Raw genomic sequence first — 24,985 nt, 5'->3', positions numbered from 1 at the left:
AAATAATTCAATTAATATCGGATTGATCGGTGTTTTGATATTTTTCTGTGTGAGTGGTTATGTCATACCATGGTCGATGAATACGCGAGATGGCTTAACCTCGATATTTGGTTTTTGGATTCGAAGAGTTTTTCGTCTTTACCCTATTTATATCGTAATGACAATTCTTGGGTGGTTTTTTTTATCAGATAGTTGGTATGTATCAAAAATTTATTCGGAAATGATGTCAGACCCCATTATTTATTGGGGGGGGACACTGAGCATGATGAGTCATTTCTTGGGGCAAAATACCGTATTTCAGGGGCTAGAGTGGACTTTAGCCTATGAGATGTTGTTTTATTTGGCATGTACGGTTTTTTTGTTACTTCGACGCTGGCTAGCAAATATTATTTCTTTGTTTGTTTTGGTTTTAACTGTTTCATTGATAAGCATTGGGTTTGATCTTTATGATGTGAATGGCAATATCCAGAAAATATTATATTTTTACTTATTCTTTCTTTCTGGTTTAATTTGCTTTTTATTTAAAAGGAATGTATTGTCTCACAGGTTTTTTGCGCTATTAAGCTTTGTTCTTATAGCGACAATGTTCTGTAGAGTTCTTATTTGGTACAAATACTGGGGGGTTAGTTATCTTACTTTTTCATTCATACCTGCCATCTTTATTTTCTATTCCTTTATTTTAGAGCGGATTATAGTTAGCTCAAAGCTAATGCCGTTAATTGGGGTTGTAAGTTATTCTATATATTTGATGCATATTTTTGTTCCGCACAGCATCCCATTAACTGACTTCCCGCCAGTTATAAGGTTTTTAGTATGGACCATTATAACTGTTGCTATTGCATCTATTTCATATAAATTGATAGAGCTCCCTGCTATCAAAATGAGCCGTAGGATAGTTTACAAAAAATATTGAACATAACTAATGTACATTATTTTCGCATAGTTCTTCAGTATGGTTACAAATTGTTGTTCGATCATCACCTGACAGGAGTACATAATGTCTAAGCAACAAATCGGCGTCGTTGGTATGGCTGTGATGGGGCGCAACCTGGCGCTCAACATCGAAAGCCGTGGTTACACCGTGTCCGTTTTCAACCGCTCACGTGAAAAAACGGAAGAGGTTATCGCCGAGAATCCGGGGAAAAAACTGGTTCCTTACTATACGGTAAAAGAGTTTGTTGAATCCCTTGAAACACCTCGTCGTATCCTGTTAATGGTGAAAGCGGGTGCTGGCACGGATGCTGCTATTGATTCCCTGAAACCTTACCTGGATAAAGGTGACATCATCATTGATGGTGGTAATACGTTCTTCCAGGACACTATCCGTCGTAACCGTGAACTCTCCGCTGAAGGTTTTAACTTTATCGGAACCGGCGTCTCCGGTGGTGAAGAAGGTGCGTTGAAAGGCCCATCAATCATGCCGGGCGGTCAGAAAGAAGCTTATGAGCTGGTCGCGCCAATCCTGGCCAAAATCGCAGCGGTTGCTGAAGATGGTGAGCCGTGTGTGACGTATATTGGTGCTGACGGTGCAGGTCATTACGTGAAGATGGTGCACAACGGCATTGAATACGGTGATATGCAGCTGATTGCTGAAGCCTATTCATTGTTGAAAGGGGGGCTGAACCTGAGCAACGAAGAACTGGCCAGCACCTTTACCGAGTGGAATAACGGTGAGCTGAGCAGCTACCTGATCGACATCACCAAAGATATCTTCACCAAAAAAGATGAAGATGGTAAATATTTGGTGGATTTCATTCTGGATGAAGCGGCAAACAAAGGTACCGGTAAATGGACTAGCCAAAGCTCTCTGGATCTTGGTGAACCGCTGTCTCTGATCACTGAATCTGTGTTTGCACGTTACATCTCTTCGCTGAAAGATCAGCGTGTCGCTGCCTCTAAAGTCCTGTCTGGGCCTAAAGCTCAGCTTGCGGGTGATAAGGCAGAATTTATTGAGAAAGTACGTCGTGCACTGTACCTCGGTAAGATCGTTTCTTATGCTCAGGGCTTCTCACAACTGCGTGCCGCGTCCGACGAGCATAACTGGGATCTGAATTACGGCGAGATTGCAAAAATCTTCCGTGCGGGCTGTATTATTCGCGCGCAGTTCCTGCAGAAAATCACCGATGCCTACGCTAAAAATCCTGGCATCGCGAACCTGCTGCTCGACCCGTACTTCAAGAACATTGCCGATGAATACCAACAGGCACTGCGTGATGTCGTAGCGTATGCCGTGCAGAATGGTATCCCGGTTCCGACATTCTCTGCTGCTGTCGCTTATTACGACAGCTATCGTGCAGAGGTACTGCCCGCTAACCTGATTCAGGCACAGCGTGATTACTTCGGTGCGCATACCTACAAACGTACTGACAAAGAAGGTGTTTTCCATACCGAATGGATGGAATAAGTCTTCTGATAGTCACTGGCCCGGTTCTCTAACCGGGCTTTTTTTATCTTTAATCTGATTGATTTACGTTGATTGCTTAATCTTTACTTAATATTTCTGGCGTACCCTGATCAAGAAAATCTGAATTGTTTTAACCTTCGTTGACACAATATTCGACAAAACGTTAAAACATTATTCTCTTATCAGGATGTACGACATCATGATTAAATATTAAGTTAATACTGAGAGCATGAAATGAAAATTACCATTTCTGGTACCGGATATGTTGGCCTGTCAAATGGTCTTCTTATCGCCCAACATCATCAGGTCATTGCTCTGGACATTGTCCCTTCACGTGTCGAGATGCTAAATAATCGGATATCTCCGATAGTCGATAAAGAAATTGAACAGTATCTACAATCAAACGATATAAATTTCAAAGCCACGCTGGACAAGTACGACGCCTACCAGAATGCAGATTTTGTTATTATTGCAACGCCTACAGATTACGACCCGAAAACAAACTATTTTGATACCTCCAGCGTTGAATCAGTTATCAGGGATGTGATTGCAATAAATCCTGATGCGCTCATGGTGATTAAATCAACAGTGCCTGTTGGTTTTACTCAGACTATGCGACAGAAGTTTAACTCGGATAATATTATCTTTTCTCCTGAGTTCCTGCGCGAAGGGAAGGCACTGTATGATAACTTATACCCATCACGAATTGTTATCGGCGAACGGTCTGCTCGTGCTGAACGTTTTGCTGCCTTGTTACAGGAAGGAGCAATAAAGCAGGATATCTCGGTGCTGTTCACCGATTCTACTGAAGCTGAAGCCATTAAGCTTTTTGCAAATACCTATCTGGCAATGCGTGTTGCCTATTTTAATGAACTTGATAGCTATGCAGAAAGCCTGGGGCTTAATGCACGACAGATCATCGAAGGGGTTTGTCTGGATCCGCGCATTGGGAACCATTACAACAACCCTTCATTCGGTTATGGTGGATACTGTCTGCCAAAAGACACGAAGCAATTACTCGCCAACTATCAATCTGTACCTAATAATATTATTTCAGCCATCGTTGATGCTAACCGTACACGAAAAGATTTTATTGCTGATGCTATTCTTTCGCGTAAACCCAAAGTTGTCGGTATCTATCGCCTGATTATGAAAAGCGGCTCGGATAATTTTAGAGCCTCGTCTATTCAGGGCATCATGAAACGCATTAAAGCGAAAGGTATCCCGGTCATAATTTATGAGCCGGTAATGGCAGAAGAGAGTTTTTTCCATTCACGGGTTGAACGTGATTTGGCTAAATTCAAAAGTGAGGCCGATGTTATTATCTCAAATCGGATGGCTGAAGAACTGTTGGATGTCGCTGATAAAGTGTATACCCGCGATTTATTCGGTAACGATTAAAGGTCCTGCAAAATAAAGATACCGGCATGATGCCGGTATCAGTCTATTATTGATGGCGTTTGCGTAAATTCTCAATCACCGTCGTTAGATCGAGATCCTGGTCCTGCAGCAGAACCAGCAGGTGATACATCAGGTCCGATGCCTCATTGGTCAACTCGAAACGATCATGCACGGTCGCGGCCAGTGCTGTCTCAACACCTTCTTCTCCAACTTTCTGGGCAATTCGCTTCGTACCGCTGGCGTACAATTTTGCGGTATAGGAGCTGGCGGGATCTGCCGTTTTGCGCTCAGCCAGGAGTTGCTCCAGTTGATACAGGAACAACCATTGGTGGCTGGACTCACCAAAACAGCTGCTGGTGCCTTTGTGACAGGTTGGGCCAATCGGGTTAACCAGCGCCAGCAGGGTGTCGTTGTCGCAATCAGCGGAAATGCTGACGACATTAAGAAAATTGCCAGAGGTTTCACCTTTGGTCCACAGGCGCTGTTTAGTACGCGAGAAAAAGGTTACTTTCCCGCTTTCGATCGTTTTATCCAGCGCTTCCGGGTTCATATACCCGAGCATCAACACTTCACCGGAAACCGCATGCTGTACGACGACCGGCATCATCCCATCGGTTTTTTCCCAGTCCAGCTCGCGGCATTGTTGCTTCGTTAACATATCCTGATCTCCACGCCCTGTGTTGCCAGGTACGCTTTTAATTCGCCAATATTGATAATTTGCTTATGGAAAACGGAGGCGGCAAGCGCACCATCGACATCTGCATCCCTGAAGGCATCAAGGAAGTGCTCCATCGTTCCTGCGCCGCCAGAAGCGATCAGTGGAACATGGCAAACTTCGCGCACTTTTTTCAATTGCTCAAGATCGTAGCCGTTACGCACGCCGTCCTGGTTCATCATATTAAGAACGATTTCACCGGCGCCCAGTTTTTGCACTTCTGTTACCCAGTCGATCGTTTCCCACTGTGTAACGCGCGTACGGTTTTCATCTCCGGTGTACTGATTGACGTGATACTTCCCGGTTTGTGCATCATGCCAGGTGTCGATACCTACCACGATGCACTGCACACCAAAGCGATCCGCCAGGCGGGTGATCAACGTTGGGTCAGCCAGAGCAGGGGAGTTGATAGAAATTTTATCTGCGCCGAAAGACAGTATCTTTGCGGCATCCTCGGGTGATTTAATTCCACCGGCGACACAGAACGGAATGTCGATCACTTCTGCCACGCGTGATACCCAGCTTTTGTCCACCACGCGACCATCGCTCGATGCGGTGATATCGTAAAAAACCAGCTCATCTGCGCCTTCATCGGCATAGCGTTTTGCCAGTGGAACGATATCGCCAATAATCTCGTGATTGCGGAACTGAACACCTTTGACAACCTGCCCGTCACGAACATCAAGGCAAGGGATTATGCGTTTTGCCAGCATTGGATGGCCTCCTCAACGGTGAATTTACCTTCCAGCAAAGCACGTCCCACAATGACGCCGCCAACGCCGGTTCCGCGCAGGGCGGCGACATCTTCAATCCCACCAATCCCGCCGGATGACTGAAATGCCACCTGGGGGTATTTCGCACACACTTCTTCGTACAGTGCAACGTTTGAGCCAGCCAGCGTGCCGTCACGGGAGATATCGGTGCACAGCACGTGCTTCAGACCGACGGGTAAATAGGCCTCAACCAGTTCTTCCAGTGAAACGCCGGAGTCTTCCTGCCAGCCGCTGACCGCAACCTGTTTATTCCCGTGCTCGTCAATCCGCACATCCAGCGCCAGCACCAGCGCGTCAGCGCCGAAACGCGTGAACCAGGTTTTAACACGTTCGGGCGATTTTACCGCCGTCGAGCCGACAACCACACGTGCAACGCCCGCATCCAGCAGCGCGGCGACGTCTTCTTCAGTACGTACGCCGCCCCCTACCTGCATCGGTACGTTTACGCCAGCCACCAATGTTTTAATCAGCGGTATTTGCCGTTTCTGCGGATCTTTTGCACCGGTCAGGTCCACCAGGTGCAGCACCTTTGCGCCTTGTGCGGCATAGCTTTGTAAACGGGGCAGGGGATCGTTACCGTAATCACGCTGCGTTGCGTAATCGCCCTGATGAAGACGCACAACCGTGCCGTCGATTAAATCTAATGCCGGAATTATCATTACATCTCCAGAAAGTTTTTCAGCAACTTCGCGCCAGCGGCACCTGAACGCTCCGGGTGGAACTGCACGCCAAAGAAATTATCCTTTTGTACCGCTGCGGTGAAGGGCTCACCGTAGTTGCATTGCGCAATAGTCCATGGGTTCACCGGCATGGCGTAGCTGTGTACAAAATAGAAATACGCCCCATCCTCAATGCCCTGGAAAAGGCGGTTTCCGGCCTGTGGATAGACACGGTTCCAGCCCATATGCGGCAACGGCAGCCCAAAATCGGTCATTTTGGGTACGTCTTGATCAATAATCCCCAGCAGGGAGACACCGTTGCTTTCTTCACTGCGCCGACCAAGCAGCTGCATACCTAAGCAAATCCCCAGTACAGGTTGTGTGCAGGCTTTAATCAGTTCAATCAGCTCACGCTCGTGTAGCTGATCCATTGCCGCCTGTGCGGTACCCACACCAGGCAGAAACAGTTTATCGGCACGCAGCACAACATCCGCATCGCGGCTAACCACCGGATCATAGCCGTGGCGTGCGACGGCAGATTTCACCGAGTTCAGGTTGGCGCAGCCGGTGTCGAGGATCACCACGTTCATCACAGCACCCCTTTTGAAGAAGGAAGCGTGTCGCCTTCTACGCGAATAGCCTGGCGCAGCGTGCGGCCAAAGGCTTTGAACAGACTTTCCACGCGGTGGTGGTCATTTTTACCTTTGGTTTTAAGGTGTAACGTGACCCCCATGGTGTAAGAGAGCGAACGGAAGAAGTGTTCGATCATCTCCGTACTCAGATCGCCGACGCGCTGATAGGTAAACTCAGCCCGGTACTCCAGGTGTGGACGCCCGGAGATATCCAGGGCGCAGCGTGCGAGGCACTCGTCCATCGGCAGCACAAAACCAAAACGGTTGATGCCTCGTTTATCGCCCAACGCCAGTTTTAAGGCTTCGCCCAGAGCCAGCCCGGTATCCTCAACGGTGTGGTGATCGTCAATATACAGATCGCCTTTGACGGCTATCTCCATGCGAAAACCACCGTGGGTCGAGATTTGATCCAGCATGTGGTCAAAGAAGCCGACGCCGGTATTAATTTTGCTGCGGCCTTCGCGGTCCAGCCAGACTTTAACGTCAATCTGCGTTTCTTTTGTATTACGCTCAACGTGGGCGTAACGATCCCGTTTGGTTAGCTGCTCACCGATCATTGCCCAGTTCAGCGTGTCGCGGTGATAGCGTAACCCGGTGATGCCCATGTTTTCCGCAAGTTGAATGTCGGTTGCGCGATCGCCGATCACGTAGCTGTTCGCGGTATCCAGCACCTGTTCAATCAGGTATTGCTCGACCAGCTTCACTTTGGGTTTACGACAATCACACGCGTCTGCCGGCAGGTGCGGGCAGATCAGTACTTCATCAAATATAACGCCCTGTGAGGTGAAAATTTGCATCATCAGGTTGTGCGGACCGTCAAAATCCGCCTGTGGGAAGCTCTGTGTTCCCAGTCCATCCTGGTTGGTGATCATCACCAGCTTAAAACCTGCTTTTTGCAGTTTTAGCAAGACCGGGACAACCTCCGGCTCAAAGGCAAGCTTGTCGAAGCGATCAACCTGAAAGTCACTGGGCGGCTCGGAAATCAGGGTTCCATCACGGTCAATAAAAAGGTACTTCTGGCTCATACTTGCTCCGCACGTAAGGCGTCAATGACGCGCTGGCTCTCTTCACGGGTTCCGACAGTAATACGCAGGCAGCCGCTCAATGAAGGTTGTTTGTTCTGGTCTCGTAAGATAATGCCCTGATCCCACAAAGATTTAAATACGTTGCTTGATGCTGTGAAGCGCGCCAGAACATAGTTGGTTTCAGAGTCGAAAACCTGTTCTACACAGCGGAGGGTTTTCAGGCTATCAACCAGGTACTGACGCTCTTGCAGAATCTGCGCCACGCGCTCGCGCATGGCGGAAATGCCTTGCGGCGTTAGCGCCTGAGCGGCGATATCTGCCACCGGTGTAGAGAGCGGGTAAGGCGCGATCACTTTCAACAACAGGTTGATAACGTCTTCATTAGCTAGCGTAAATCCGCAGCGCAAACCGGCAAGGGCAAACGCCTTAGACAGGGTGCGCAGTACCACCAGGTTTGGGTATTCCGATAGCCAGCCTGCCAGTGTGGCCTGCGGGCAAAACTCGATATACGCTTCATCGGCGACCACGATGGCTTTGCCCTGCGTCATGTCGAGCAGTGAACGCAGATCCTGCGGGTTAATTAACTGGCCCGTCGGGTTATTGGGACTGCAAACGTAAACCACTTTCACGCCATCAAGCTTGTCAGCGATACCCTGTAAATCCAGTTGCCAGTCGGCAAGAGTCGGGACGGTGCGACATTCAACGCCAATGGTTTCAGCACTGACGCTATACATGCCATAGGTCGGCGGGCAGTAGAGAATCGCATCTTTACCCGGCTCGCAAAAAGCACGGACCAGCAACTCGATACCTTCATCAGCACCACGGCTGACCAATACCTGCTCTGGCTTAACGCCCGCATACTGCGCGTAGTTCTCGATCACTGCCTTCGGCTGACACTCCGGATAACGGTTCAGTGTTTGCTGAGTCAGCTGGAACTCAACGGCGGTGGGGAACTCATTGGCATTGAGCCAGACGTCGCCATTTCCGCCCAGACGGCGGGCAGATTGATACGGTGTTAGCTCACGGACATTTTTACGGGCTAAATCAGTAACGCTGAGAATGTTGTCAGTGCTCATGCTTGCTCCTTCAGGGCGTTAACGCGCAGGGTAACGGCATTTTTGTGGGCAGTCAGTCGTTCAGCGGCGGCCAGCGTTTCGATGGTTGCGGCCAGGGCAGAGAAACCTTGCGGCGATAATTCCTGTACGGTCATCCGCTTCTGGAAATCGGCCAGTCCAAGACTTGAGCAGGTTGCGGTATAGCCGTAGGTAGGCAGCACGTGGTTAGTCCCGGAGGCATAGTCACCGGCAGATTCCGGTGACCAGTCACCGAGAAAGACAGAGCCCGCACTGGTGATGTCATCGACCAGTTCGCGAGCATTGCGGGTCTGAATGATCAAGTGCTCCGGGCCGTACGCATTAGAAATCGCTACGCATTGCGCGAGAGAGCGGGTGACAATCAGACGACTGGCACTTAACGCCTGCCGCGCGGTTTCAGCGCGTGGCAGCGCGGCAAGCTGGCGTTCTACTGCTTCAGCAACCTGGCTGGCCATACCGGCATCCGGCGTCAGCAGGATCACTTGAGAATCGGGGCCGTGCTCGGCCTGAGAGAGTAAGTCAGAGGCAACGAAATCCGGCGTGGCGCCGCTGTCGGCAATCACCAGTACTTCAGACGGACCTGCTGGCATGTCGATGGCAGCACCGTCCAGACGCTGACTAACCTGACGTTTGGCTTCGGTCACAAACGCATTACCGGGGCCGAAAATTTTGTCCACTTTCGGCACGGATTCGCTGCCAAATGCCAGCGCGGCTATCGCTTGTGCGCCCCCAACGTTAAACACGTCCTGTACGCCGCAGAGCTGCGCGGCATACAGAATTTCATCGGCGATAGGTGGCGGAGAGCACAACACCACTTTTTTACAGCCGGCAATGCGGGCCGGGGTGGCGAGCATTAACACTGTTGAGAAGAGTGGCGCGGAGCCCCCGGGAATGTACAGTCCAACAGAATTTACCGGGCGGGTAACCTGCTGGCAGCGTACACCAGGCTGCGTTTCAATATCGACGACCGGTAGTTGTTGCGCGTTATGAAACGTCTCGATGTTTTTCACGGCGACAGCCATGGCCTGTTTAAGGTCATTGCCAAGACGTGCGCCGGCGGCGGCGATCTCTTCGGCACTGACTTTCAGCGCATTCACGTTAGTTTTATCAAACTTTGCGCTGTATTCACGTAGTGCTGCGTCACCGCGCGACTTTACGTTATACAGAATTTCGCTCACGGTACGGGTGATGCTATCTGACGCCGAGATTGCCGGGCGCATCAGTAATTCACTTTGCTGCTCTTCAGTACAGCTATTCCAGTCGATGATGGTATTAAAGCTCATAATCGTCTTCCTTTTTTTGCCGGATGGCACGTTGTTTATCCGGCCTACGGGTCTTGTAGGCCCGGCAAGCGAAGCGCCACCGGGCAGCATAAGTGGAATTACTCCATCATCTTCTCAATAGGCAGCACCAGGATGGAGCTGGCGCCAAGCGCTTTCAGTTTTTCCATCGTTTCCCAGAACAGGGTTTCGCTGCTAACCATGTGCATTGCCACGCGCTGCTGATCGCCGGCCAGTGGCAAAATCGTTGGGCGTTCAGCGCCTGGCAGCAAGGCGATAACGTCGTCCAGACGTTCACTTGGCGCGTGCATCATGATGTATTTAGATTCGCGAGCCTGAATAACCCCTTGAATACGGGTCAGCAGCTTATCAATCAGTTGTTGTTTAGCTTCCGCCATTTCTCCGTCACGCTGAATCAGACAGGCTTTGGAGCGGTAAATGACTTCCACTTCACGCAGGCCGTTGGCTTCAAGCGTTGCACCGGTGGAGACCAGATCGCAGATTGCATCTGCAAGCCCAGCACGGGGAGCAACTTCGACAGACCCGTTTAACAAGCAGGATTTGAACGAAACACCTTTCTGATCGAGATAGCGTTTGAGCAGGTGTGGATAAGAGGTGGCGATACGTTTGCCGTTCAGTGCAGACGGACCGTCCCAGGCTTCGTCAACCGGAGTCGCCAGCGAAAGACGACAGCCGCCGAAGTCCAGACGACGTAACGTAAAGTAACGAGGATCTTCACCCTGTGCCCGGCGGTTGAGCAGTTCTTCTTCCAGCACGTTTTCACCGATGATGCCGAGATCAACGACGCCATCCATGACCAGACCCGGGATATCGTCATCACGCACGCGGAGAATATCGATAGGCATATTCTCTGCCATCGCAATCAGGCGCTGGGTGTGAAGATTAATTTTAATGCCACAGCGGGCCAGCAATTCGCGTGAGTCATCGCTTAAACGGCCTGATTTCTGCATAGCTATGCGTAAGCGGGTGTTGTCTAACATTCTTTATTCCTCGTTATCCTGTCTGAATCGGTTTGGGTCACGCACAAAAAAAAGCCCCCGGAAGAAATCTTCCGGGGGCTTTCTCATACGCTCATGCACCGCTGGAAGATTTAAATGTCTCCCAGCACACATCGCCTGAAAGACTAGTCAGGATGATGGTGATGATGGTGATTAAATTGAGCGCGTGTCATAAATTTTCTCGATGAATGCTTATTCATTTGATGTCTTTTAACCTAAACCACTTTAGCCACGGAAAGCAAGGGCTTTTTTTGATCATTAATTCATTTCATATTGATACTATGAATTGTCAGCCACCGTGGGCTGGCGTAGCCTTGGGTTATAGGCCAAAAGTCAGGAGAAAAGGCATGAAAAAGGTCGCAATTGTCGGATTAGGTTGGTTAGGCATGCCGTTAGCCATGTCTCTGGCAGCCAGGGGCTGGCAGGTTACCGGCAGCAAAACCACATTGGATGGGGTGGAAGCGGCCCGAATGAGCGGTATTGAAAGCTACTCGCTGCGCCTGGAGCCTGAACTGGTCTGTGAACCTGACGATCTCGATGCGCTAATGGATGCGGATGCGCTGGTCATCACCCTACCTGCACGCCGTAGTGGCCCGGGTGAGACGTTTTATTTACAGGCAATGCAGGAACTGGTCGACAGTGCGCTGGCGTATCGCATTCCACGGATTATTTTTACCAGCTCTACCTCGGTTTATGGTGATGTGCAGGGGACAGTGAAAGAGGGCACACCACGCAATCCGGTCACGGCAAGTGGTCGAGTCCTGAAAGAACTCGAAGACTGGCTGCACAATCTGCCGGGAACGTCGGTGGATATTCTGCGCCTGGCAGGCCTGGTGGGACCGGGCAGACATCCCGGTCGCTTTTTTGCGGGTAAAACTGCACCTGATGGGCAGCATGGCGTCAATCTGGTGCATCTGGATGACGTGGTTTCTGCTATCACGTTGCTGCTACAAGCGCCTAAAGGGGGACACATCTATAATATATGTGCGCCTATGCATCCGGCGCGCAATGTGTTCTACCCTCAGATGGCTCGTCTGTTGGGGATGGAACCACCGGATTTCCGGGACGGAGCGGATAACGGTAAAGGTAAAGTCATTGATGGCAACCGAATTTGTAATGAGCTTGGGTTTGAGTACCAGTATCCCGATCCGCTGGTGATGCCGATGGAGTGACAGATCAGCAGAGTGTCGCTGTATACCGCCAGGGGGCGAGTATGAAACCACTGCTGGATGTTCTGATTATTCTTGATGCGTTAGAGAAAGAGGGGAGTTTCGCTGCGGCGTCAGCAAAATTGTTTAAGACGCCGTCAGCGCTGAGTTATACCGTCCACAAACTGGAAAGCGATCTTAATATTCAGTTGTTGGATCGCAGTGGGCACCGGGCCAAATTTACTCGTACCGGACAAATGCTGCTGGAAAAGGGACGCGAGGTCTTACATACCGTGCGCGAACTTGAAAAGCAGGCCATCAAACTGCATGAAGGCTGGGAGAATGAACTGGTTATCGGCGTAGACGATACCTTTCCCTTTTCGCTTCTTGCCCCGCTCATCGAATCTTTCTATCAACACCACAGCGTAACGCGCCTTAAATTTATCAATGGCGTACTGGGCGGCTCCTGGGATGCCCTGATTCAGGGCCGGGCCGATATCATTGTGGGTGCCATGCGTGACCCACCCACAGCGAGTGACTTTGGTTTTGCGCGCCTGGGTGTGCTTGAACAGGCTTTTGTTGTTGCCCCCCATCATCCATTGGCGCAGGAGCCGGAACCGTTGAGTCGCCGGACGATCAAACGTTTTCGCGCCATTGTGGTCGGCGATAATGCGCATCCCGCGAACGTATCGGCTTCTCAGCTTCTCGACGATCAGGAAGCCATCACCGTTTTTGACTTCAAAACCAAACTGGAACTGCAGATAAGTGGTCTGGGATGTGGTTATATTCCGCGCTATCTGGCACAACGATTTCTGGACAGCGGGGCACTGATTGAGAAGAAAGTTGTCGCGCAAATTCTGTTTGAACCCGTGTGGATTGGCTGGAACGAGCAGACCGCGGGATTAGCCAGTGCATGGTGGCGGGATGAAATTTTAGCAAATAGTGCTATCGCGGGGGTCTATGTAAAAACGGTTGTCGATAAATCAATCGGTTAGGAAAAAATATTTTTTGACAAGGCTCTCATTCTCTTGTCATTTCGCCCTAATTTAGTGCACAATGCGCCGCTTGCAAAAAATGAGATTAACCGACGTTTTAATACGCGTCGGTTATTTTTTTGCATCAAACCAATCATTCATAAAAGAGGCCGGGCTTCGTACCGGATAGATACTTACTTAAAAATCGACAGTTGTTGTCGCTGAGGATTAACAAAAAATGGGGCAATTTTTTGCTTACGCGACGGTTTCCGCCGTAATGGAGGATAACCATGTCGCATAACGCTACTCCAAACACCTCTCGCGTGGAATTACGTAAAACGCTTACGCTGGTTCCGGTTGTCATGATGGGCCTTGCCTATATGCAGCCGATGACGCTGTTCGATACATTCGGTATCGTATCAGGAATGACCGATGGTCACGTCCCGACAGCTTACGCCTTTGCACTGATCGCCATCCTTTTTACCGCACTGAGCTACGGTAAACTGGTGCGTCGCTATCCGTCTGCAGGCTCTGCCTACACTTACGCCCAGAAATCCATTAGCCCGACCGTTGGCTTTATGGTGGGTTGGTCATCACTGCTGGACTACCTGTTCGCACCGATGATCAACATTCTGTTGGCGAAAATCTATTTTGAAGCCCTGGTGCCGTCGATACCGTCATGGATGTTCGTGGTAGCACTGGTGGCCTTTATGACTGCTTTTAACCTGCGCAGCCTCAAATCTGTCGCGAACTTCAACACCGTGATCGTGCTGTTGCAGGTCGTGTTGATTGCGGTGATCCTCGGCATGGTCGTTTATGGCGTGTTCGAAGGGGAAGGTGCGGGTACGCTGGTGAGCAGCCGTCCGTTCTGGTCAGGTGACGCGCACGTGATTCCAATGATCACGGGTGCTACTATCCTGTGCTTCTCGTTCACCGGTTTCGACGGTATCAGCAACCTCTCTGAAGAGACCAAGGATGCTGAGCGTGTGATCCCGCGTGCAATTTTCCTGACCGCACTGATTGGTGGCCTGATCTTTATTGTCTCCACCTATCTGTTGCAGCTGTACTTCCCGGATATCTCTCGCTTCAAGGACCCGGATGCTTCACAGCCTGAAATCATGCTGTACGTAGCCGGTAAGTTCTTCCAGGTCGGTGCGCTGATTTTCTCCACCATTACCGTATTGGCATCCGGGATGGCGGCGCATGCAGGCGTAGCGCGTCTGATGTACGTGATGGGGCGCGATGGTGTATTCCCGAAAAGTTTCTTCGGTTATGTGCACCCGAAATGGCGTACTCCGTCCATGAACATCATCCTGGTTGGCGCGATTGCCCTGCTGGCAATCAACTTCGACCTGGTAATGGCGACGGCGCTGATTAACTTTGGTGCGCTGGTGGCGTTTACCTTCGTTAACCTGTCGGTAATCTCCCAGTTCTGGATCCGTGAGAAGCGTAACAAGACGCTGAAAGACCACTTCCAGTATCTGTTCCTGCCGATGTGCGGTGCGCTGACCGTGGGTGCGCTGTGGGTGAACCTGGAAGAGAGCTCTATGGTTCTGGGACTGATCTGGGCTGGTATTGGCCTGATCTACCTGGCTTGTGTGACCAAGAGTTTCCGTAACCCGGTACCGCAGTACGATGAAGATATCGCGTAATCACCTAATCTGATATCGAAAAAACCGGAGACATGTTCTCCGGTTTTTTTATTCCTGTGCTTTATTTCCAGCCAGTATTAATAACCGTTAGTTCTAAAATAGAGAATTTGGTTATTGGTTCTGAACCAGTTAGTCATGAATAATTTCCTGACTAATATACTTCTGGCTAATTAATTTATGTTTTCAATGATGTTAAGCGGGCTCATCTGTGGCGCGCTGCTTGGCTTTGTCATGCAACGTGGGCGATTCTGTCTGACGGGCGGCTTTCGCGATATGTATATTGCGAAAAACAATCGTATGTTCTATGCGCTACTGATAGCCATTTCTGTGCAAAGCGTGGGTGTCTTTGCGCTGATCCAGGCGGGTGTACTCAGCTATGATGCCGGCACCTTCCCATGGCTGGGAACCGTTGTTGGTGGCTATGTCTTTGGTATCGGAATTGTTTATGCGGGCGGGTGTGCTACTGGAACCTGGTATCGTGCAGGAGAAGGGCTTATCGGTAGCTGGATTGCGCTGTTTACCTATATGGTGATGAGTGCGGTGATGCGCTCTACGCATGCGAGTGGGCTGAATCAGGCGCTGAAAACCTACAGTACTGAGCATAACTCCATTGCCGATACGTTGAACCTGTCCGTATGGCCACTGATCGCTATTCTGCTGGCGGTTACATTGTGGGTGGTGGCGAAAGAGCTGAGAAAACCAAAATTGAAAGTCGCTACGCTACCGCCTCGTCGTACCGGCCTTGCGCATATTTTGTTTGAGAAGCGCTGGCATCCATTTGTTACTGCGGTTCTGATCGGGCTGATTGCGCTGTTGGCATGGCCGTTGAGCGAAGCAACCGGACGAATGTTTGGCCTGGGTATCACGTCACCAACCGCCAATATTTTGCAATTCCTTGTCGCAGGCGACAGTAAGTTTATTAACTGGGGAGTGTTCCTGGTGCTGGGCATTTTTCTCGGCTCATTTATTGCAGCGAAAGCCAGTCGCGAATTTCGCGTTCGTGCAGCCGACGCACCCACCACGCTACGTAGCGGTTTTGGCGGTCTGTTAATGGGCTTTGGTGCCAGCATCGCGGGGGGCTGTTCGATTGGCAACGGTCTGGTTATGACGGCGATGATGACCTGGCAGGGATGGGTTGGCCTGGTCTTTATGATTCTCGGCGTCTGGACTGCGTCATGGATTGTGTATATCAGACCGCAGCGTAAGGCAAAACTAACCGCTGCTGCGGCAAATTAAGCGTAAGGATTTGATGATGGCAATTAAAAAACTGGATGTGGTCACGCAGGTTTGTCCGTTTCCACTGATTGAAGCAAAAGCAGCACTGGCTGAAATGGCAAGTGGTGATGAACTGGTGATTGAGTTTGACTGTACCCAGGCAACTGAGGCAATCCCGCAATGGGCCGCCGAAGAGGGGCTCGTGATTACTGATTATCAACAGGTGGGTGACGCCGCCTGGAGCATTACGGTGCAGAAAGCGTAAACACGATCCCTCCGCCGTCTGGCGGAGGGCATTTCATCTTCAGACTATCTCTTGCGCATACTGCCAGAGCGATTTCAGTAGCATCAGCTTCTCTTTGTTGTCAGCATATTGCTGGCTCAACATCTGCAATTCATTCGCGTAATTTTGCAAAAACTCCGGTGTGAATACCTGACGACGATGATCCAGCCAGCGTTGCTGCTCCCCCTCATCCAGTGTTCCGGGGAAATTGCGTGCGCGATAATTAAACAGCAGTTTTTCAATGCGCTTATCGACGAAAGTGATGTCCAGCGCGGGTAAATTGCGAGGTTCGGTTTCCAGAACGATCTTCATTGCGGCACGGTCAGCATCGCTGAAAAAACCGTTGTATAACTGCGCATCTACGTTGTCCGATGGCGCAAAGGGTTCTGCTTCGGCAAAAATAGCCACCACTTTATCGCGCACCTGCGGGTTTTCACGCAGGACTTTGAGATTATCCAGGCAATGCTGGCGGTTAATTCCGAGACGATTGGCATCTTCCGGACGTAATGTATTAGCCTGTGCCAGAACCGGACATTTGTTGATATGCACCAGTTTAACCGGCACCGCTGCGTTATCTCCCAGATCGGCTTTGGCAGTGTAAAGACGCTCGCGCAGGGTGTCGCTATCCAGTTCAAGCAAGGGAGAGATATCACCGGCTAAGTCGACCATAATAACTGCATTACGATTATCCGGATGCCAGGCGAGCGGGGCAACCCAACTGGTGTTACCTCGCCATGCACCGAACATACCAGATACATGCACTAAGGGCTTCATTTGTGGGACATCAATCAATGCTGCCAGCTTGTGTTTATTGCGGTGGCTGTAGAGATAGTCGAACAGACGAGGTTGACGTGACTTTACGAGTTGCGCCATGGCAATCGTGGCATACACGTCTGCCATCGCATCGTGGGCATTAGCATGCTCAATTCCGTTGGCGCGGGTCAGATGCTCAAGGCGAAAACTGGGTAGCCCGTCGTCGTTTTCTGGCCAGTTGATCCCTTCCGGTCGTAGCGCATAGCAGGCGCGCATTACATCCAGCAAATCCCAGCGAGAATTGTCGTTCTGCCAGCTCCAGGCGTAGGGATCATAAAAATTGCGATACAGGATATTACGTGTCACTTCATCATCGAAGCGCACATTGTTATAGCCGAGGATACACGTTTTCGGCACGGTAAACAGCGCATGGATGCGGGCAGCAAAAGCGGCTTCGTTCTCACCCTTATCACGTGCTTCTTGCGGCGTAATACCGGTTATCAGCACCGCTTCAGGTTGTGGCAGATAGTCGTCGGCGGGCTTGCAGTAAAAGACTTCGGGATCGCCAATGATATTGAAATCGCTATCTGTGCGGATGGCCGCAAACTGCGCGGGTCTGTCCAGTGCCGGATGGGTACCAAAGGTCTCGTAATCGTGGAAGAGAAAACCAGGTTGCTGCTTGCCGTCATTCATTGTTCAGTTATGTCCGGGATCAATTTAGCGCTCATCTAAGAATACCAAAAAATAGCGCGGTAATCAGCAATGGGATTATCAATGCTCGGCGATGGCCGCAATAAAATTGAGATAAACGTGATTAAAATAAAACGAATTAATAGGTTTGGGATTTTAAGGATATTTCATGAAATAAGGTTACGTTATCGTGTGAGTTTATAAATAAGCTAACTGATAACTATTGTTATTATTTTTGCGTTTGTTAGTGTGTTCTGGAAACTTTAAAACTCTTTTATAAACAATGGGTTTTATTCTTGCTGGTTAACGGGGTTATATTGTAATGAAATGTGAGTGAGGTTAAAAATTAATAATTTAAAGGCCATATAATCATTGGATATATCTAATAACAGGAGGTTATATGAGCATTAGTCGGCGTAATTTTTTGCGAGGCGTGGGTATTGGCTGCTCGGCCTGTGCAATAGGAAGTTTCCCACCTGGCGCACTGGCGCGAAATTCGCCAGAGAGTATTAAAGGGAAAACATCCCTGACGCCAAGTCTGTGTGAAATGTGTTCCTTTCGCTGTCCAATTCAGGCTCAGGTGATTAATAATAAAACAGTTTTTATCCAGGGAAACCCTAATGCCCCTCAGCAAGGCACGCGCGTTTGTGCTCGCGGGGGCAGCGGCGTTAGCCTGGTAAACGACCCGCACCGGATTGTGAAACCGATGAAACGCACCGGGCCGCGTGGCAGTGGCGAATGGCAGGTCATTAGCTGGCAACAGGCGTATCAAGAAATTGCCGTAAAGATGACGGCAATAAAAAATCAATACGGACCGCAGGGCGTTGTCTTCTCCTCTAAATCCGGTTCGCTTTCCGGCCATTTATTTCATTTGGCGACGGCTTTTGGCTCACCAAATACCTTCACGCACGCTTCAACTTGTCCGGCAGGTAAAGCCATTGCCGCCAAAGTAATGATGGGTGGGGATTTAGCAATGGATATCGCCAACACCCGCTATATGGTCTCTTTTGGACATAACCTCTATGAAGGAATTGAGGTTGCCGATACTCATGAACTGATGACCGCACAAGAGAAGGGCGCGAAGATGGTCAGCTTCGACCCCCGGCTATCGGTATTTTCCAGTAAGGCGGATGAATGGCATGCGATTAAACCGGGGGGAGACTTACCGGTGCTGATGGCAATGTGCCACGTCATGATTACTGAAAAATTGTATGACGCGGGATTCGTTGAACGCTATACAACAGGTTTTGACCAACTGGCAGAGGCGGTACAAGAGGCCACGCCGGAATGGGCACAAAAGTTGGCCGACGTGCCTGCAGATGTCATTACCCGGGTGACTCGTGAAATGGCGGCCTGCGCACCCCATGCTATTGTCAGCCCTGGTCACCGTGCGACTTTTTCGCAGGAAGAGATTGACATGCGGCGCATGATTTTCACCCTCAACGTGCTGCTGGGAAATATTGAGCGCGAAGGCGGCATGTACCAGAAAAAAGCCGCTGCAACCTACAATAAGCTGGCGGGAGAGAAGGTGGCTCCGGTGCTGGCGAAACCGGATGCCAAACTCCCTAAGCCAACGGCGCAGCGTATTGACCTGGTCGCGCCACAATTCAAATACATCGCTGCGGGTGGTGGGGTGGTGCAGAGCATTATCGATGCTGTGTTAAACCAGACGCCTTATCCGGTGAAAGGATGGATTATGTCCCGGCATAACCCTTTTCAAACTGTGACCTGTCGGCCGGATCTGGTCAAAACCGTTGAGCAGTTGGATCTGGTGGTCAGCTGCGATGTCTATTTAAGCGAAAGCGCGGCCTATGCCGATTACTTGCTGCCTGAATGCACCTACCTCGAACGCGATGAAGAAGTCTCTGATATGTCGGGGCTGAATCCGGCCTATGCGCTGCGCCAGCAGGTTGTCGAGCCTATTGGTGATGCGCGCCCAAGCTGGCAAATCTGGAAAGAGCTGGGCGAGCAATTGGGTCTTGGGCAGTACTATCCGTGGCAAGATATGCAAGTACGCCAGCTGTATCAGCTCAATGGTGACCATGCGTTATCTGCTGAACTGCGCCAGAAGGGGTATCGGGAGTGGGGCGTTCCACTGTTGCTGCGTGAACCTGAATCGGTACGCCAGTTTACTGCGCACTATCCGGGAGCAGTGGCCGTTGACAATGACGGTACGTATGGCGAACAACTGCGCTTCAAATCCCCATCCGGAAAAATCGAACTTTATTCTGAAGAACTGGAAACACTCCTGCCGGGCTATGGTATTCCGCGTGCACGCAATTTTGCGCTCAAGGCCGACAATGAACTCTATTTCATTCAAGGCAAAGTCGCGGTTCACACCAATGGCGCGACGCAATATGTTCCATTACTCAGCGAGCTGATGTGGGATAACGCGGTGTGGATCCACCCGAAAACGGCTGGAGAAAAAGGGATTAAAAGCGGCGATGACATCTGGCTTGAAAATGCGACGGGTAAGGAGAAAGGCAAAGCGCTGGTCACTGCCGGTATTCGACCTGATACGCTGTTCGTCTATATGGGATTCGGCGCCAAGGCTGGCGCGAAAACCGCAGCGACAACGCATGGGATCCACTGTGGCAACTTGCTTCCACATGTGACCAGTCCGGTATCCGGCACGGTGGTCCACACCGCTGGCGTTACGCTTCGTCGGGCATGAGAAAGGAGAACATCATGAATCAGTCAACAAATCCGTATGTCATGCTGCATGACGAGAAACGCTGTATTGGTTGTCAGGCGTGCACGGTTGCCTGCAAAGTCCTGAATGACGTGCCAGAAGGTTTTAGCCGGCTGCAGGTGCAGATCCGCTCAGCGGAAAATGAACCTGAGGTGCTGTCTCACTTCCAGTTTGTCCGCGTCTCCTGCCAGCACTGTGAAGATGCGCCTTGTGTCAGCGTCTGTCCGACTGGCGCTTCGCTTCGGGACGAAAACGGCATTGTGCAGGTGGACAAGTCCCGCTGTATTGGCTGTGATTATTGCGTTGCCGCCTGTCCGTTCCATGTGCGCTATCTGAACCCACAAACAGGAATTGCAGATAAATGTAACTTTTGCGCAGACACCCGTCTGGACGCTGGACAATCGCCTGCCTGTGTTTCCGTATGCCCTACGGATGCGCTGAAGTTTGGTCGCCGTGATGACCCTGAAATTCAGCACTGGATTCATCAAAAAGAGGTTTACCGTCAGCAGGATACGCGTAGCGGTGCGGTGAGTATTTTCCGGCGTAAAGAGATTCATCAGGAGGGAAAAGTATGAATTCTATCTGGGGAGCAGAGCTTAACTATGCGCCAGACTACTGGCCTCTGTGGCTCATTTATGCAGGTGTAGTCATTCTGTTGATGATTGCCGGTTTGGTGATACATGCACTGCTGCGTCGAATGCTGGCACCTAAAACGGCTGCTGGAGAAGAGCACCGTGACTATCTTTACTCATTGGCTGTCCGCCGTTGGCACTGGGGAAATGCGCTGCTTTTTATCCTGCTTCTGCTCAGCGGTTTGTTCGGCCATTTTTCTATCGGACCGGTAGCGCTGATGGTGCAGGTGCACACCTGGTGTGGATTCGCATTACTGGCTTTCTGGATTGGCTTCGTCATGATCAATGCCACCAGCGGCAACGGTTGCCACTATCGTGTGCAATTCAGCGGGCTGATAAAGCGTTGTCTGCTGCAAACGCGTTTTTATCTGTATGGGATAATGAAAGGTGAGGCACATCCGTTTGCGGCAACAGCGGAGAATAAATTTAACCCCCTGCAACAGTTAGCCTATCTGGCCATCATGTATGCGTTGGTTCCGCTGTTAATCATTACCGGGTTGCTCTGTCTTTACCCGCAGATTATCGGCGCCGGGCCGGTGGTACTGGTGCTGCATATGGTGTTGGCGATTGTTGGCATTCTGTTCATTTGTGCACATATTTACCTGTGTACATTGGGTGATACGCCGGGGCAAATCTTTCGCAGCATGATTGACGGCTATCACCGTCATCGCAGCCATCATGCAGAAACAGCATCACATAAAGGCTAATTCTGCGCGTATTTTGCAGGGGAAGCCCGTCTGATATTCTTTCTTTAACAGCAAGAAAATGTGCCTTATGTCACATTTTCTTGCAATTTATCCATGTTTGTTCGGCAGAACTTCCGTAAAAAGAACGGCTATTTCTCCTGGTTATGAGGACATGCTGTTGAAACGCCGTTTGTTTATTGCCGCTTCGCTATTCGCGATTAGTTTTTCGTCCGCTTATGCGACTGATGTCGCCAGTTTTGCACCCCGGCCTCCTGCCATCAATGCTGGCGCGTGGGTGCTTATGGACTACACCACGGGCCAAATCCTGACCGCCGGTAATGAACACCAGCAACGCAACCCCGCCAGCCTGACCAAGTTAATGACCGGCTATGTTGTCGATCGTGCGATTGATAGCCATCGCATTAGCCCAACGGATATCGTCACTGTCGGGCGTGACGCATGGGCGAAAGATAATCCGGTGTTTGTCGGCTCATCATTAATGTTCCTGAAAGAAGGCGATCGCGTTTCGGTACGTGATTTAAGTCGCGGCTTGATTGTTGATTCCGGCAATGACGCATGCGTCGCGCTGGCTGATTACATCGCGGGTGGACAGCCACAGTTTGTCGCGATGATGAACAGTTATGTTGAGAAGCTGAAGCTTAAAGATACACATTTCGAAACGGTGCATGGGCTGGACGCGCCAGGCCAGCATAGCTCGGCCTACGATCTGGCCGTGTTGTCCCGGGCGATTATTCACGGGGAACCTGAGTTCTATCACATGTACAGTGAGAAGAGTCTTACCTGGAACGGTATCACGCAGCAAAACCGTAACGGACTGCTGTGGGATAAAACGATGAACATCGATGGCCTGAAGACCGGGCACACATCCGGGGCAGGATTTAACCTGATTGCCTCCGCAGTTGATGGACAGCGTCGCTTGATTGCCGTGGTCATGGGCGCCGAGAGCGCGAAAGGACGCGAGGATCAGGCACGCAAACTGCTGCAGTGGGGGCAACAAAATTTTGATACGGTGCAGGTGTTGCGTAGCGGTAAGCAAGTCGGCGTCGAACGAATCTGGTATGGCGATAAAGAAAACATTAGCCTCGGCACCGAGCAGGATTTCTGGATGGCGCTACCTAAGGCTGAAGTCCAGAATATCAAAGCAAAATATGTTCTTGATAAGAAAGAACTGGTAGCGCCTATTGCCGCGCATCAACGCGTGGGGGAAATTGAACTCTATGACAGGGATAAGCTGGTAGCGCATTGGCCACTGGTTACCCTGGAATCGGTCAGTAAAGGCGGCGTATTTTCGCGTCTGAGCGATTACTTCCACCATAAGGTGTAATTTTTCACCCATGCTACTGACTGGCAAGAGTGCGAAACTGCTCACATAATAATCACTATTTCCTTGTGGCCGTAATACACAAAAATTACACTGTATATAAATACAGTGTAATGACGGAGGTTATATGGAGTACGAGATAAAGCAGGTCGATAAACGCAGGATTGCCGGTTTTCACATGGTTGGACCGTGGGAGCAAACGGTAAAGCAGGGTTTTGAGCAGTTAGTCATGTGGGTGGATGACAAGCAGATAGTGCCGCTGGAATGGATCGCCGTTTATTACGACAACCCGGATGTTGTGCCTGCTGACAAACTGCGCTGCGATACTGTGGTTTCCGTCGCAGAGAATTTCGAGATCCCAGAGAACAGCGAAGGAGTGATACTGACTGAACTGGCCGGTGGTGAGTATGCTATTGCTGTTGCTCGTGTTGAAAATCATGACTTTGCGACGCCATGGTATCAATTTTTTAATCTTCTGCTGCAGGACGCAACATACCAGATAGCAGCCAAACCCTGTTTTGAGATTTATATGAATAATGGCATGGAAGACGGTTACTGGGACATCGAAATGTATGTGCCAGTACAGCCGAAGTAGCTGTTTTTTGCGTAAATCAGGGTGAAAGTCCTGCTGATAACGGTGATGTTTTCACTAAAAAAGCAGGTACAATTCTGTTCTTTGCTATTCCCTGACGGAGTGGATGAGTGCGTGCCGATAAGTCGCTGAGTCCTTTTGAAATTCGTTTGTATCGTCATTATCGCGTGGTGCACGGTATTCGCATTGCGCTGGCGTTTCTTCTTACTTTTCTGTTGGTTCGCCTGCTGGATATTCCTGAAGGTACATGGCCTCTGATCACGCTGGTGGTGATTATGGGGCCCATTTCATTCTGGGGTAACGTCGTCCCCAGAGCGCTTGAACGCATTGGCGGGACGATTCTGGGCTCAGTACTTGGGCTGGTTGCTCTGCGTCTCGAACTCCTGTCACTTCCGCTTATGCTGATATGGTGCGCAGTGGCGATGTTTCTCTGCGGCTGGCTGGCATTAGGTAAAAAACCCTATCAGGCATTGCTGATTGGCATAACGCTTGCCGTCGTCGTCGGGGCTCCCGCGGGTGACATGAATACAGCGTTGTGGCGCGGTGGCGACGTGATTTTGGGATCGTTACTGGCGATGCTGTTTACCGGTATCTGGCCGCAGCGGGCATTTATTCACTGGCGTATTCAACTGGCGCATTGTGTCACGGGGTATAACCGGGTGTATCAGGCTGCGTTGTCACCTAACTTGCTCGAACAGCCCCGACTGGAGAAGCATTTACAACAACTACTGAGTGACGTTGTCAAAATGCGTGGACTAATTGTTCCTGCCAGTAAAGAGACCCACATCCAAAAATCAATCTTTGAAGCTATTCAGACGGTTAACCGCAATCTGGTGTGCATGCTTGAGCTGCAGATCAACGCGCTGTGGGCGACGCGTACCAGCCACTTTGTGATGCTGAACGCGCATACCCTGCGTGAAACTCAGCTCAGAACGCAACAGGCGCTACTGACGATCACTCATGCACTATATGAAGGTAATCCACAGCCGATACTCGCCAATACGGAAAAACTCAATGACACCGTGGAGGAGTTGCGCCAACTCATCGCTGAGCATAAGGGCGATAATGTTGCTGAAACACCTATTCACGGCTATGTCTGGTTGAATATGGAGATGGCGCGGCAGCTGGAATTGCTCTCACATTTAATTTGTCGCGCGCTGCGCAAATAAAGAGCAGATGAGGGGATTGGTTCTACTGCTGCTTCGATTCAGCAAAGATTAAGGGTATGATATTGAAAAAGGCTAAAACCATTGGTAACTGCAATGGCTTTACCCTCGATAATTCAGGTTTCAGCCATGCATTATCAATGCAGATGCAACTTGAA

Annotated in this window: 24 protein-coding genes, 1 pseudogene and 1 other annotated feature; of the genes and pseudogenes, 15 read left to right on the top strand and 10 right to left on the bottom strand. The window is 50.3% G+C overall.

The genetic code is table 11. The annotated features are described in order from the left end of the window. From NNO03_RS05055 to ugd, 3 genes are all read left to right on the top strand, one after another. Positions 1-913 (top strand): acyltransferase (locus NNO03_RS05055; RefSeq protein WP_271448991.1); only part of this gene is annotated, 913 nt, incomplete at its 5' end. Between the two features lie 84 nt (positions 914-997). Then, a complete protein-coding gene (gene gndA, locus NNO03_RS05050) occupies positions 998-2,404 on the top strand; it encodes an NADP-dependent phosphogluconate dehydrogenase (protein WP_271448990.1) in 1,407 nt (468 codons plus the stop codon). 234 nt (positions 2,405-2,638) lie between these two features. After that, complete coding sequence (ugd, locus tag NNO03_RS05045) at positions 2,639-3,805, top strand: UDP-glucose 6-dehydrogenase (RefSeq protein WP_271448989.1); 1,167 nt, start codon at positions 2,639-2,641, stop codon at positions 3,803-3,805. 46 nt (positions 3,806-3,851) lie between these two features. Here ugd and hisIE read toward each other — a convergent pair whose 3' ends face one another. The 9 genes from hisIE to hisL all read right to left on the bottom strand — a co-directional run bounded on the left by hisIE (position 3,852) and on the right by hisL (position 11,175). Then, complete coding sequence (hisIE, locus tag NNO03_RS05040) at positions 3,852-4,463, bottom strand: bifunctional phosphoribosyl-AMP cyclohydrolase/phosphoribosyl-ATP diphosphatase HisIE (protein ID WP_048212023.1); 612 nt, start codon at positions 4,461-4,463, stop codon at positions 3,852-3,854. Beyond that, positions 4,457-5,233 carry an imidazole glycerol phosphate synthase subunit HisF gene (gene hisF / locus NNO03_RS05035; RefSeq protein ID WP_271448988.1) on the bottom strand — a complete coding sequence of 259 codons (777 nt, stop codon included), beginning with the start codon at positions 5,231-5,233 and terminating at the stop codon, positions 4,457-4,459. Before hisF ends, hisIE begins: the two co-directional genes overlap by 7 nt. Next, entirely contained in the window at positions 5,215-5,952 is a 738-nt protein-coding gene (hisA, locus tag NNO03_RS05030; RefSeq protein WP_271448987.1) for a 1-(5-phosphoribosyl)-5-[(5-phosphoribosylamino)methylideneamino]imidazole-4-carboxamide isomerase, read from the bottom strand. Before hisA ends, hisF begins: the two co-directional genes overlap by 19 nt. After that, positions 5,952-6,542, bottom strand: coding sequence for an imidazole glycerol phosphate synthase subunit HisH (hisH, locus tag NNO03_RS05025; protein WP_005128083.1), 591 nt, complete (start codon positions 6,540-6,542; stop codon positions 5,952-5,954). The genes hisA and hisH overlap by 1 nt, the downstream gene beginning before the upstream one ends. Continuing rightward, entirely contained in the window at positions 6,542-7,609 is a 1,068-nt protein-coding gene (gene hisB / locus NNO03_RS05020) for a bifunctional histidinol-phosphatase/imidazoleglycerol-phosphate dehydratase HisB (protein WP_271442597.1), read from the bottom strand. Before hisB ends, hisH begins: the two co-directional genes overlap by 1 nt. Further along, positions 7,606-8,685: a histidinol-phosphate transaminase gene (gene hisC / locus NNO03_RS05015; protein ID WP_271448986.1), complete on the bottom strand. Its 1,080-nt coding sequence runs from the start codon at positions 8,683-8,685 to the stop codon at positions 7,606-7,608. Before hisC ends, hisB begins: the two co-directional genes overlap by 4 nt. Continuing rightward, on the bottom strand, positions 8,682-9,986 hold the full coding sequence (gene hisD, locus NNO03_RS05010) for a histidinol dehydrogenase (protein WP_271448985.1): 1,305 nt from the start codon (positions 9,984-9,986) through the stop codon (positions 8,682-8,684). Before hisD ends, hisC begins: the two co-directional genes overlap by 4 nt. 98 nt (positions 9,987-10,084) lie before the next feature. Then, positions 10,085-10,984 carry an ATP phosphoribosyltransferase gene (hisG, locus tag NNO03_RS05005; protein WP_271442594.1) on the bottom strand — a complete coding sequence of 300 codons (900 nt, stop codon included), beginning with the start codon at positions 10,982-10,984 and terminating at the stop codon, positions 10,085-10,087. A 45-nt stretch (positions 10,985-11,029) separates the two neighbouring features. Beyond that, positions 11,030-11,152: a sequence feature (His leader region), on the bottom strand. After that, positions 11,128-11,175 (bottom strand): his operon leader peptide, encoded by a 48-nt coding sequence (gene hisL / locus NNO03_RS05000; protein WP_101741515.1) that lies wholly within the window; start codon positions 11,173-11,175, stop codon positions 11,128-11,130. It overlaps the preceding feature by 25 nt. A gap of 174 nt (positions 11,176-11,349) precedes the next feature. On the opposite strand from hisL, the gene NNO03_RS04995 reads away from it, so the two are divergent. The 6 genes and pseudogenes from NNO03_RS04995 to tsuB all read left to right on the top strand — a co-directional run bounded on the left by NNO03_RS04995 (position 11,350) and on the right by tsuB (position 16,256). After that, complete coding sequence (locus tag NNO03_RS04995; RefSeq protein ID WP_271448984.1) at positions 11,350-12,174, top strand: SDR family oxidoreductase; 825 nt, start codon at positions 11,350-11,352, stop codon at positions 12,172-12,174. A 41-nt stretch (positions 12,175-12,215) separates the two neighbouring features. Continuing rightward, positions 12,216-13,200, top strand: a pseudogene (locus NNO03_RS04990) (LysR substrate-binding domain-containing protein). A 162-nt stretch (positions 13,201-13,362) separates the two neighbouring features. Beyond that, the gene (yoeI, locus tag NNO03_RS22785; protein ID WP_101741514.1) at positions 13,363-13,425 is read left to right on the top strand and encodes a membrane protein YoeI; all 63 of its coding nucleotides are present in this window, start codon (positions 13,363-13,365) and stop codon (positions 13,423-13,425) included. Next, entirely contained in the window at positions 13,415-14,776 is a 1,362-nt protein-coding gene (gene plaP, locus NNO03_RS04985) for a putrescine/proton symporter PlaP (RefSeq protein ID WP_048218046.1), read from the top strand. The genes yoeI and plaP overlap by 11 nt, the downstream gene beginning before the upstream one ends. 177 nt (positions 14,777-14,953) lie before the next feature. Beyond that, the gene (tsuA, locus tag NNO03_RS04980; protein ID WP_271448983.1) at positions 14,954-16,012 is read left to right on the top strand and encodes a thiosulfate utilization transporter TsuA/YeeE; all 1,059 of its coding nucleotides are present in this window, start codon (positions 14,954-14,956) and stop codon (positions 16,010-16,012) included. A 16-nt stretch (positions 16,013-16,028) separates the two neighbouring features. Next, complete coding sequence (gene tsuB, locus NNO03_RS04975; RefSeq protein WP_271448998.1) at positions 16,029-16,256, top strand: thiosulfate utilization sulfurtransferase TsuB/YeeD; 228 nt, start codon at positions 16,029-16,031, stop codon at positions 16,254-16,256. Between the two features lie 39 nt (positions 16,257-16,295). On the opposite strand, the gene sbcB is transcribed toward tsuB, so the two are convergent. Beyond that, positions 16,296-17,720 (bottom strand): exodeoxyribonuclease I, encoded by a 1,425-nt coding sequence (gene sbcB, locus NNO03_RS04970; RefSeq protein WP_271448982.1) that lies wholly within the window; start codon positions 17,718-17,720, stop codon positions 16,296-16,298. Between the two features lie 397 nt (positions 17,721-18,117). Here sbcB and phsA point away from each other — a divergent pair, with 397 nt between their 5' ends. From phsA to NNO03_RS04940, 6 genes are all read left to right on the top strand, one after another. Continuing rightward, positions 18,118-20,391 (top strand): thiosulfate reductase PhsA, encoded by a 2,274-nt coding sequence (gene phsA / locus NNO03_RS04965; RefSeq protein ID WP_271448981.1) that lies wholly within the window; start codon positions 18,118-18,120, stop codon positions 20,389-20,391. A 14-nt stretch (positions 20,392-20,405) separates the two neighbouring features. Beyond that, positions 20,406-20,984, top strand: a complete 579-nt coding sequence (gene phsB, locus NNO03_RS04960; protein ID WP_271448980.1) for a thiosulfate reductase electron transport protein PhsB — start codon at positions 20,406-20,408, stop codon at positions 20,982-20,984. Continuing rightward, the gene (gene phsC / locus NNO03_RS04955) at positions 20,981-21,748 is read left to right on the top strand and encodes a thiosulfate reductase cytochrome B subunit (protein WP_271448979.1); all 768 of its coding nucleotides are present in this window, start codon (positions 20,981-20,983) and stop codon (positions 21,746-21,748) included. Before phsB ends, phsC begins: the two co-directional genes overlap by 4 nt. A gap of 151 nt (positions 21,749-21,899) precedes the next feature. Then, the gene (gene dacD, locus NNO03_RS04950) at positions 21,900-23,072 is read left to right on the top strand and encodes a serine-type D-Ala-D-Ala carboxypeptidase DacD (RefSeq protein ID WP_137382383.1); all 1,173 of its coding nucleotides are present in this window, start codon (positions 21,900-21,902) and stop codon (positions 23,070-23,072) included. A 124-nt stretch (positions 23,073-23,196) separates the two neighbouring features. After that, on the top strand, positions 23,197-23,664 hold the full coding sequence (gene sbmC, locus NNO03_RS04945) for a DNA gyrase inhibitor SbmC (protein ID WP_005128054.1): 468 nt from the start codon (positions 23,197-23,199) through the stop codon (positions 23,662-23,664). 107 nt (positions 23,665-23,771) lie between these two features. Next, the gene (locus tag NNO03_RS04940) at positions 23,772-24,830 is read left to right on the top strand and encodes an FUSC family protein (RefSeq protein ID WP_137382382.1); all 1,059 of its coding nucleotides are present in this window, start codon (positions 23,772-23,774) and stop codon (positions 24,828-24,830) included. Positions 24,831-24,985 lie beyond the last annotated feature (155 nt).

This window comes from Citrobacter sp. Igbk 16, assembly GCF_028069755.1.
Classification (GTDB): domain Bacteria; phylum Pseudomonadota; class Gammaproteobacteria; order Enterobacterales; family Enterobacteriaceae; genus Citrobacter.
The sequence above is the reverse complement of the archived record's forward strand: the minus strand, read 5'-3'. Positions and strand labels throughout refer to the sequence as shown.

Coding starts and splice junctions, on each gene's coding strand:
- gndA (WP_271448990.1), top strand. CDS start 998: ATGTCTAAGCAACAAATCGGCGTCGTTGGTATGGCTGTGATGGGGCGC.
- ugd (WP_271448989.1), top strand. CDS start 2,639: ATGAAAATTACCATTTCTGGTACCGGATATGTTGGCCTGTCAAATGGT.
- hisIE (WP_048212023.1), bottom strand. CDS start 4,463: ATGTTAACGAAGCAACAATGCCGCGAGCTGGACTGGGAAAAAACCGAT.
- hisF (WP_271448988.1), bottom strand. CDS start 5,233: ATGCTGGCAAAACGCATAATCCCTTGCCTTGATGTTCGTGACGGGCAG.
- hisA (WP_271448987.1), bottom strand. CDS start 5,952: ATGATAATTCCGGCATTAGATTTAATCGACGGCACGGTTGTGCGTCTT.
- hisH (WP_005128083.1), bottom strand. CDS start 6,542: ATGAACGTGGTGATCCTCGACACCGGCTGCGCCAACCTGAACTCGGTG.
- hisB (WP_271442597.1), bottom strand. CDS start 7,609: ATGAGCCAGAAGTACCTTTTTATTGACCGTGATGGAACCCTGATTTCC.
- hisC (WP_271448986.1), bottom strand. CDS start 8,685: ATGAGCACTGACAACATTCTCAGCGTTACTGATTTAGCCCGTAAAAAT.
- hisD (WP_271448985.1), bottom strand. CDS start 9,986: ATGAGCTTTAATACCATCATCGACTGGAATAGCTGTACTGAAGAGCAG.
- hisG (WP_271442594.1), bottom strand. CDS start 10,984: ATGTTAGACAACACCCGCTTACGCATAGCTATGCAGAAATCAGGCCGT.
- NNO03_RS04995 (WP_271448984.1), top strand. CDS start 11,350: ATGAAAAAGGTCGCAATTGTCGGATTAGGTTGGTTAGGCATGCCGTTA.
- plaP (WP_048218046.1), top strand. CDS start 13,415: ATGTCGCATAACGCTACTCCAAACACCTCTCGCGTGGAATTACGTAAA.
- tsuA (WP_271448983.1), top strand. CDS start 14,954: ATGTTTTCAATGATGTTAAGCGGGCTCATCTGTGGCGCGCTGCTTGGC.
- tsuB (WP_271448998.1), top strand. CDS start 16,029: ATGGCAATTAAAAAACTGGATGTGGTCACGCAGGTTTGTCCGTTTCCA.
- sbcB (WP_271448982.1), bottom strand. CDS start 17,720: ATGAATGACGGCAAGCAGCAACCTGGTTTTCTCTTCCACGATTACGAG.
- phsA (WP_271448981.1), top strand. CDS start 18,118: ATGAGCATTAGTCGGCGTAATTTTTTGCGAGGCGTGGGTATTGGCTGC.
- phsB (WP_271448980.1), top strand. CDS start 20,406: ATGAATCAGTCAACAAATCCGTATGTCATGCTGCATGACGAGAAACGC.
- phsC (WP_271448979.1), top strand. CDS start 20,981: ATGAATTCTATCTGGGGAGCAGAGCTTAACTATGCGCCAGACTACTGG.
- dacD (WP_137382383.1), top strand. CDS start 21,900: ATGCTGTTGAAACGCCGTTTGTTTATTGCCGCTTCGCTATTCGCGATT.
- sbmC (WP_005128054.1), top strand. CDS start 23,197: ATGGAGTACGAGATAAAGCAGGTCGATAAACGCAGGATTGCCGGTTTT.